Below are 6,516 nucleotides of genomic sequence, written 5' to 3'. Positions count from 1 at the left end.
CGGGTCGCCCGTCCGCGGCCCGGCGGCGCGCGCGTCCGCCGGCCCCGCCGCCGGCTTCCGGGGCTTCGCACCGCCAACGGGGGCGCGCGGTACAGGCGTTGCAGGTGTGACGGTGCGACGGCCCCGGGCGGGCGCACGCCCCCTCGCTCCCGGCGCCGCATCCCGTGCCGCAGCAGCGATCCGGGCCGCCCGTACCTCGCCCGGAACGCTGGCCGAGGAGAGGTGACATCCCGAGCACACTTGCTACGCCGCTCGAACAGACCCCTGCGAGCGCCCTAGGATGAGCACACACTCAACCGGCACACTCACCGCTTCGAGGGGTCCTGTGAGCGAACGCCCAAGCCTTCAGCCGTCCATCGACGCCTGGACGCATTCCATCGAGGCGATATCCGAGCTCGTCGCGCACCTGACCGAGGGAGAGTGGAACAGCCGGACGGAGTGCCCCGGTTGGTCGGTCCGCGACATCGTCTCGCACGTCATCGGTCTGGAGAGCGAAGCGCTCGGCGATCCGCGCCCGATCCACACCCTCCCGCGCGACCTGTACCACGTCACCGACGAGACCAGCCGCTACATGGAGGTCCAGGTCGACGTCCGCCGGCACCACACCGGCCCGGAGATGACCGGCGAGCTGGAGTACACGATCATCCGCCGCTGCCGGCAGCTCCGGAACGACAAGCGCGCACCCGATCACGTGGTCAACAGCCCGGTCTTCGGCCCCATGCCGCTGGAGGAGTCGCTGCGGCGGCGCGCCTTCGACGTCTGGGTGCACGAGCAGGACCTCCGCCGTGCGCTCGACGAGCCCGGCAACCTCGACTCCCCGGCTGCGGAGATCGCGCGGGACATGATGATCGAGGCGCTGCCCGCCGTCATCGCCGACCGCGCGAAGATCGCCCCGCGTTCGGCGGTCGTCTTCGACGTGAGCGGGCCCATGGAGTTCCTGCGCACGGTGCGGGTGGACGAGGAGGGCCGCGGCTCGGTCTCCAGCAGCCCGTCACTGGGCCCGGTGGCGACCTTCACCACCGACTGGGAGACGTACGCCCGGCTCGCCTGCGGTCGGATGCGGCGCCGCCGCGCCGCCGACCGGCTCAAGATCGAGGGTGAGCAGGAGATCACGAACCGTATTCTGGCCAACTTCTCGATCACGCCCTGACGTCGGCCTGCCCCACCGGGCCCCGCGCCCCGCTCCGCGGAGCAGCGGGCCGGCCGGTGCGGTCATGACGCCGGCACGTCCGCCGCCCGGCCACCGTCGTCCGGGGCGGCCCCGCGGGAGAACGCACCGTCCGGGGACCGCCGCTCGGCGACGCCGCCACCCGCCGCCATCTGCCGGCGGACCCGCCACCGTGCCCGGCTCCGCAGCCTGATGAGGCCGGCACCGTCCGCGCCCGTGCGGCAACCCGACGCGACTCGCGCCGCCGACCGACCGCCGCGTCGGAGCGGCCGCCGCGTCAGCGAGTGGCTTCCTTGCCGGTGGACACGGTCAGCACGATCTCGTCCTCCAGCGGGTTGTACGCCTCGTGCGCCTTGGGCGACTGGTCGACGACGATGCCCTGGCCCTTGATGACCTCGTCACGCGGGATGTCGTTCGCGTAGTTCCACGCGACGCCCTCGCCCTCGTGGGCCTCGGTGCCGGCACGCAGGCACTCCTTCACCGACGCCACGTGCTTGTCGTAGAAGTTGGGCATCGTGACGGCGCCGGGGTGCTCCTCCTGGTCGTAGAAGTCGCGCGGCTCCAGGCAGACGGAGACATCGACCGTCTTCTCGGTGTCGCCCTCCTTGAAGCGGGGCTCCCGCTCGGTCTCCGTGTCGGTGTCCTCGTCCGCGTCGCTGTCGGCGTCGCCACCGGCGCCCGCGTCACCGCCGTCGCCCGCGTCGGTGCCGCCGGTGTCCGTCTCCGAGGAGCCGCCGTCCGCGATGTCGCCGCTGTCGTCACTGCCGTTGACGACGATGAACGCCACACCGACGATCAGCGCCACCGCGACGACTCCGGCGAGCGCCATGAGGAACGTCTTTCCGCCGTTTCCGCCACCGCCGGAACCGGTTCCGGCGCCCGCGGCGGAGTGGGCGGCGGGCGGAGCCATCACGTAGGGCGGCGGGGTGTGCTGCGGGTACCCGTAACCCTGCGGCTGCGGGGTCGGCGCGTAGCCGGCGGGCGGCGGGGTGCCGGGCGCCGGGGCGCCGGGCGGGTTGGTGCCGTACTGCGGGAACACCGAGTTGGCGACGGCGTCGCCGCTGCGTGAGACGGGGCCGGTGGCGGTGATCCGCGGTGCCGCGCCGGTCAGGGTGCCCGCGACGCGCAGGCTCTCCTCGCGCAGCTCCTCCGCGCTCTGGAACCGCTCGTCCGGGTTCTTGCGCAGCATCCGCTCGACCAGCGCGTCCAGCTGCGGCGGGACCGAGGCGTTGATCGAGGACGGCGCGGGCGGCTGCTCCTGGACGTGCGCGTAGGCGACGGCCAGCGGGGAGTCCGCGTCGAAGGGGAGGTGGCCGGTCAGCAGCTCGAAGAGCATGATGCCGACGGAGTACAGGTCGGAGCGGGCGTCGACACCGCGTCCGAGGGCCTGCTCGGGGGAGAGGTACTGGGGGGTGCCGACGACCATGCCGGTCTGGGTCATCGCGGTGACCCCGGACTGCATGGCCCGGGCGATGCCGAAGTCCATGACCTTCACGACGTTGCGCTTGGTCACCATCACGTTGCCGGGCTTGATGTCGCGGTGGACCAGGCCCATCTCGTGGGATATGTCCAGCGCCGCGCACACGTCGGCTATGACCTTGAGCGCCTTGTCGCCGGGCATCGCGCCGAACTCGCGGATGTCGTCGTCGAGGACGCTGCGCAGCGGGCGTCCGTCGACGTACTCCATGACGATGAACGGCACCGGCAGGCCGTCGATGGTGTCCTCGCCGGTGTCGAAGACCGAGACGATGTTGGCGTGGGTGAGGCGGGCCACGGACTGGGCCTCGCGCTTGAACCGCTCCCGGAACGACTCGTCCCGGCCGAGTTCGCCGTGCATCGTCTTGACGGCGACCTCGCGGGCGAGGACGGTGTCGTACGCGAGGTTGACCGACGCCATGCCGCCGGTACCCAGTAGGGTGCGCAGTTGGTAGCGGCCTCCGCCGACGGCCCGGCCCGAGTAGTCAGCGGGCTCCACGGCGTGCTCGTTCATCGGTCGGCTCCCCCTTGGCTGCGTATTCAGCGCCAAGTCTGCCTCAGCGTATACGGGCGTCAAGGCGCTTGTCCGTACCGTGACCGGTGTGCTCGGGCTCTGTGACGGGACCGTCATACTCGTCTCGGGCCCGTGACCTCGACTTGGCAGCGCGACCCCACAACCGGTTTGATGGCGAAGCGAGACGCGACGACGGTGAGGACCGATGGCACAGGAGCACGGCGCTGCGGGCAACGGCGAGGACGAGCCCGAGGCGGCCCGCGGCGACAGGCCCGCCTCCTCGGACGCCCCACGCGACGCGCGCCCGGCGGAGAGTGCCGACGCCCGTGACCGGGAGGCCGGCGGACGCGACGGCGCCACCCCGGGCGACGGCGGCGCGACGGACGAGCGGCGGAAGGGCGGCGCCCCGGACGGCCCGTCCGCGACGCCGGCCGGCCGTGCCGACGACGGCGACGACGGCGGACCCGACACCGCCGCTCTCGGCAGCACCATGAGTGACGCATCCCACCTCCCCGGCGGCGCGGCACGCGGCGGCACCGCCGGCGTGACGCCGGTGGGTGCCCCGACGGCCTCGGGCGGCTCCGGTGGCCGCAGCTACTCGGAGTTGGCGGACGACCCCTCGCAGTGGGGGCGCGGGGGCACGGTCGGCGACGGCCGCTACCGGCTGACGCGGCGGTTGGGCCGCGGTGGCATGGCCGACGTGTTCGCCGCCGAGGACGTCCGGTTGGGACGGCTGGTCGCGGTGAAGCTGCTCCGCCCCGACCTGGCGGAGGACCAGGTCGCCAAGGCCCGCTTCACGCGCGAGGCCCAGTCGGTCGCCGGCCTCAACCACCACGCGGTGGTCGCGGTGTACGACTCCGGCGAGGAGGACACCGGCGGGGTCCACGGCACCGTCCCGTACATCGTGATGGAGCTGGTCACCGGCCACACCATCCGCGAGCTGCTGATCAACGAGGACGCCCAGCCGACCGAGCGGGCGCTGTCGATCGTCTCGGGCGTGCTGGAGGCGCTGGCCTACAGCCACCAGCACGGCATCGTGCACCGCGACATCAAGCCCGCCAACGTGATCATCACCGAGACCGGTTCGGTCAAGGTGATGGACTTCGGCATCGCCCGTGCGCTGCACGGGGTGCAGTCCACGATGACCCAGACCGGCATGGTCATGGGCACCCCGCAGTACCTCTCGCCCGAGCAGGCGCTCGGCAAGGCCGTGGACACCCGCTCCGACCTCTACGCGGTCGGCTGCCTCCTCTACGAACTGCTCACCCAGCGGCCGCCGTTCACCGGCGAGACACCGTTGTCGGTGGTGTACCAGCACGTGCAGGACCTGCCCCGGCTGCCCTCCGAGGTCTCGCAGCTGTCACCGCCGGAGCTCAACGGCCTGGTCATGCGCTCGCTGGCGAAGGACCCGGACGACCGGTTCCAGACCGCCGAGGAGATGCGGTCGCTGATCCAGTACGCGGTGCGGATGCTGGAGACGCACGGCGGTCACACCGCGGGACTGTGGAACACCGGCGCCGCCATGCCGGAGACGCCCGCCATGGGCACGGCCGCGATGAGCAGCCCGCCGCCCACCCAGGTCGGGCCGCCGCTGCTGCTCGGCAACCCGGGCGGGGACGACACCCCGGCCGGCGGCCGGCCCCCGGTCGACCCCACGACCAACCGGCTGCGGTACGTGCTGGTGGCGCTGCTGGTGATCGCCGCGATCGTGATCGGCATCTTCATCGCCGTCAACGCCGGCAACGACGAGCCGGTCGCGCCGCCGGACCAGGGCGAGCGCACCGACCCGCCCGAGGGCACCGATCCCGAGGAGCCGGAGGAGGAGCCCGAGGAGGAGGAAGAGCCCCCTCCCGAGGACCCCCCCGAACAGGACTGGAACCAGACCACCGGTTCGACGACCAGCCCGGCGCCGGGCAACTCCTCCGGCTACCAGGGCGGCGGCAGCTCCAACGGCGGCTCCGACGGCACCTCCGACGGCACCACCGAGGGGGAGACCGAGGGGACGAGCGAGGGCGACACCGAGGGCACCAACGAGGGAACGCCCGGCGGGGAGACCGAGGGCGCACCGGGCGGCGATACCGAAGGTGCTCCCGGCGGTGAGAGCGAGGGCGCACCGGGCGGAGAGGCCGACGGTGGCGGCGGTCCGGGCGACGGCGGCGGCACCACGCCCCCCGACTCGGGTGGCGGTGAGCCCGGCGACCAGGGCGGTGGCGGTGATCCCGGCGACCAGGGCGGCGGAATCCAGGGACTCCTCGCCGGCAACGGCTGAGGCGGACCCCCGCCCGCGCGGGTGAGCCGAGCAGACAGCGGCCCGTGGCTACGTTCCGTAGCCACGGGCCGCTGTCATGTCCGCTGCTACTGAACGTAGTCAACAGTGGCCGCGACACTGGTCTGCCGCCCGCTCCGTGCAATTGCGCTCGGCGTTCGAGGCGACGCCTTCCGGCCACCCCCGCCATCCCTGGGGGTGGATGTCCGGAGAGCTGTACGAACGTTGCCGTGTACGAAGCCACCAGGTGGCACGCGGTGCCGCGCTGCCCCGCCCACCTCTGATCCGCCACCCCCGCGCCACCCCGCGCCGTGGCCGCGCGTGGCCGACAACGGCTCTTTATCATTCCGGCCCGGTCATCCGCACGCGAATGCAGGGCGTAGCGGAATGTGATCTACGATGCGCCACGTGTCGCCCAGCCATGCATCCCCAGCCGACCAGACCCTGCAACTCCTGACGCGCCGTTACGGAGTCGGGGAGCCGCTTTCCTGCGAGCCGTTGGAGAGGGGACTGCTCAACCGCGGCTACCGCCTCGCGACCACGCGCGGCGCCTACTTCCTCAAGCACCATCTCGGCGGGGACCCGCAGACCGTCCTGTCCCTGGCCTCCCGGCACCGCGCCACCAGCGCCCTGGCCGACGTCGGCCTGCCGGTGGTGCCGCCGCTCGCCGACCGCAGCGGTGACAGTGCCGCGTTAGTGGACGGGTGCTGGTTCGCCCTCCACCCCTGGCTCGACGGACACCACCGCGAGGGCGGCGAACTCGATGTCGCCGAGTCACACCGGCTCGGCGACCTGCTCGGACGCGTCCACCGCCAGCTGGAGGTGGTGATAGCGGAGGACCGGGACGCCACGGCGTTGCCCGGCAACGACCACCACCTCGCGCCCCCCGCACCGCGCGACGCCCTCCCGGCCCCGGCCGCGCCCCGCCCCGGCGCCGCCCCTCCCCCCGTCGGCGGAGCCGCGGCACCCGTCGCGATCGGTGCCGCTGCCGCAGCTGTCGCCGGTGCCACCGCCTCCCGACGCTCCGAGGCGCGCGCGGCGACAGCGGTCCCGCCCCGCAGCGGCCACCGGACCGCTGCCGGAGCCCGCGGT

Annotated in this window: 4 protein-coding genes; 3 read left to right on the top strand and 1 reads right to left on the bottom strand. The window is 73.2% G+C overall.

All coding sequences use genetic code 11. The features are described from left to right. Positions 1 to 325 precede the first annotated feature (325 nt). On the top strand, positions 326 to 1,150 hold the full coding sequence (locus tag HCN56_RS22355) for a maleylpyruvate isomerase family mycothiol-dependent enzyme (RefSeq protein WP_167973960.1): 825 nt from the start codon (positions 326 to 328) through the stop codon (positions 1,148 to 1,150). A gap of 295 nt (positions 1,151 to 1,445) precedes the next feature. Here the strand turns inward: HCN56_RS22355 and HCN56_RS22350 are convergent, their stop codons facing one another. After that, positions 1,446 to 3,158 (bottom strand): protein kinase domain-containing protein, encoded by a 1,713-nt coding sequence (locus HCN56_RS22350; RefSeq protein WP_167973958.1) that lies wholly within the window; start codon positions 3,156 to 3,158, stop codon positions 1,446 to 1,448. Between the two features lie 604 nt (positions 3,159 to 3,762). Between HCN56_RS22350 and HCN56_RS22345 the strand changes: the two genes are divergently transcribed. Together HCN56_RS22345 and HCN56_RS22340 are read left to right on the top strand one after the other, a co-directional pair. Next, positions 3,763 to 5,427, top strand: a complete 1,665-nt coding sequence (locus tag HCN56_RS22345) for a protein kinase domain-containing protein (protein ID WP_245246898.1) — start codon at positions 3,763 to 3,765, stop codon at positions 5,425 to 5,427. A 405-nt stretch (positions 5,428 to 5,832) separates the two neighbouring features. Then, positions 5,833 to 6,516: phosphotransferase (locus tag HCN56_RS22340; RefSeq protein ID WP_312871374.1), on the top strand; the 684-nt coding region annotated here is incomplete at its 3' end.

Origin of the sequence: Streptomyces lonarensis (assembly GCF_012033735.1) — a bacterium.
Lineage (GTDB): Bacteria > Actinomycetota > Actinomycetes > Streptomycetales > Streptomycetaceae > Streptomyces > Streptomyces lonarensis.
The sequence above is the reverse complement of the archived record's forward strand: the minus strand, read 5'-3'. Positions and strand labels throughout refer to the sequence as shown.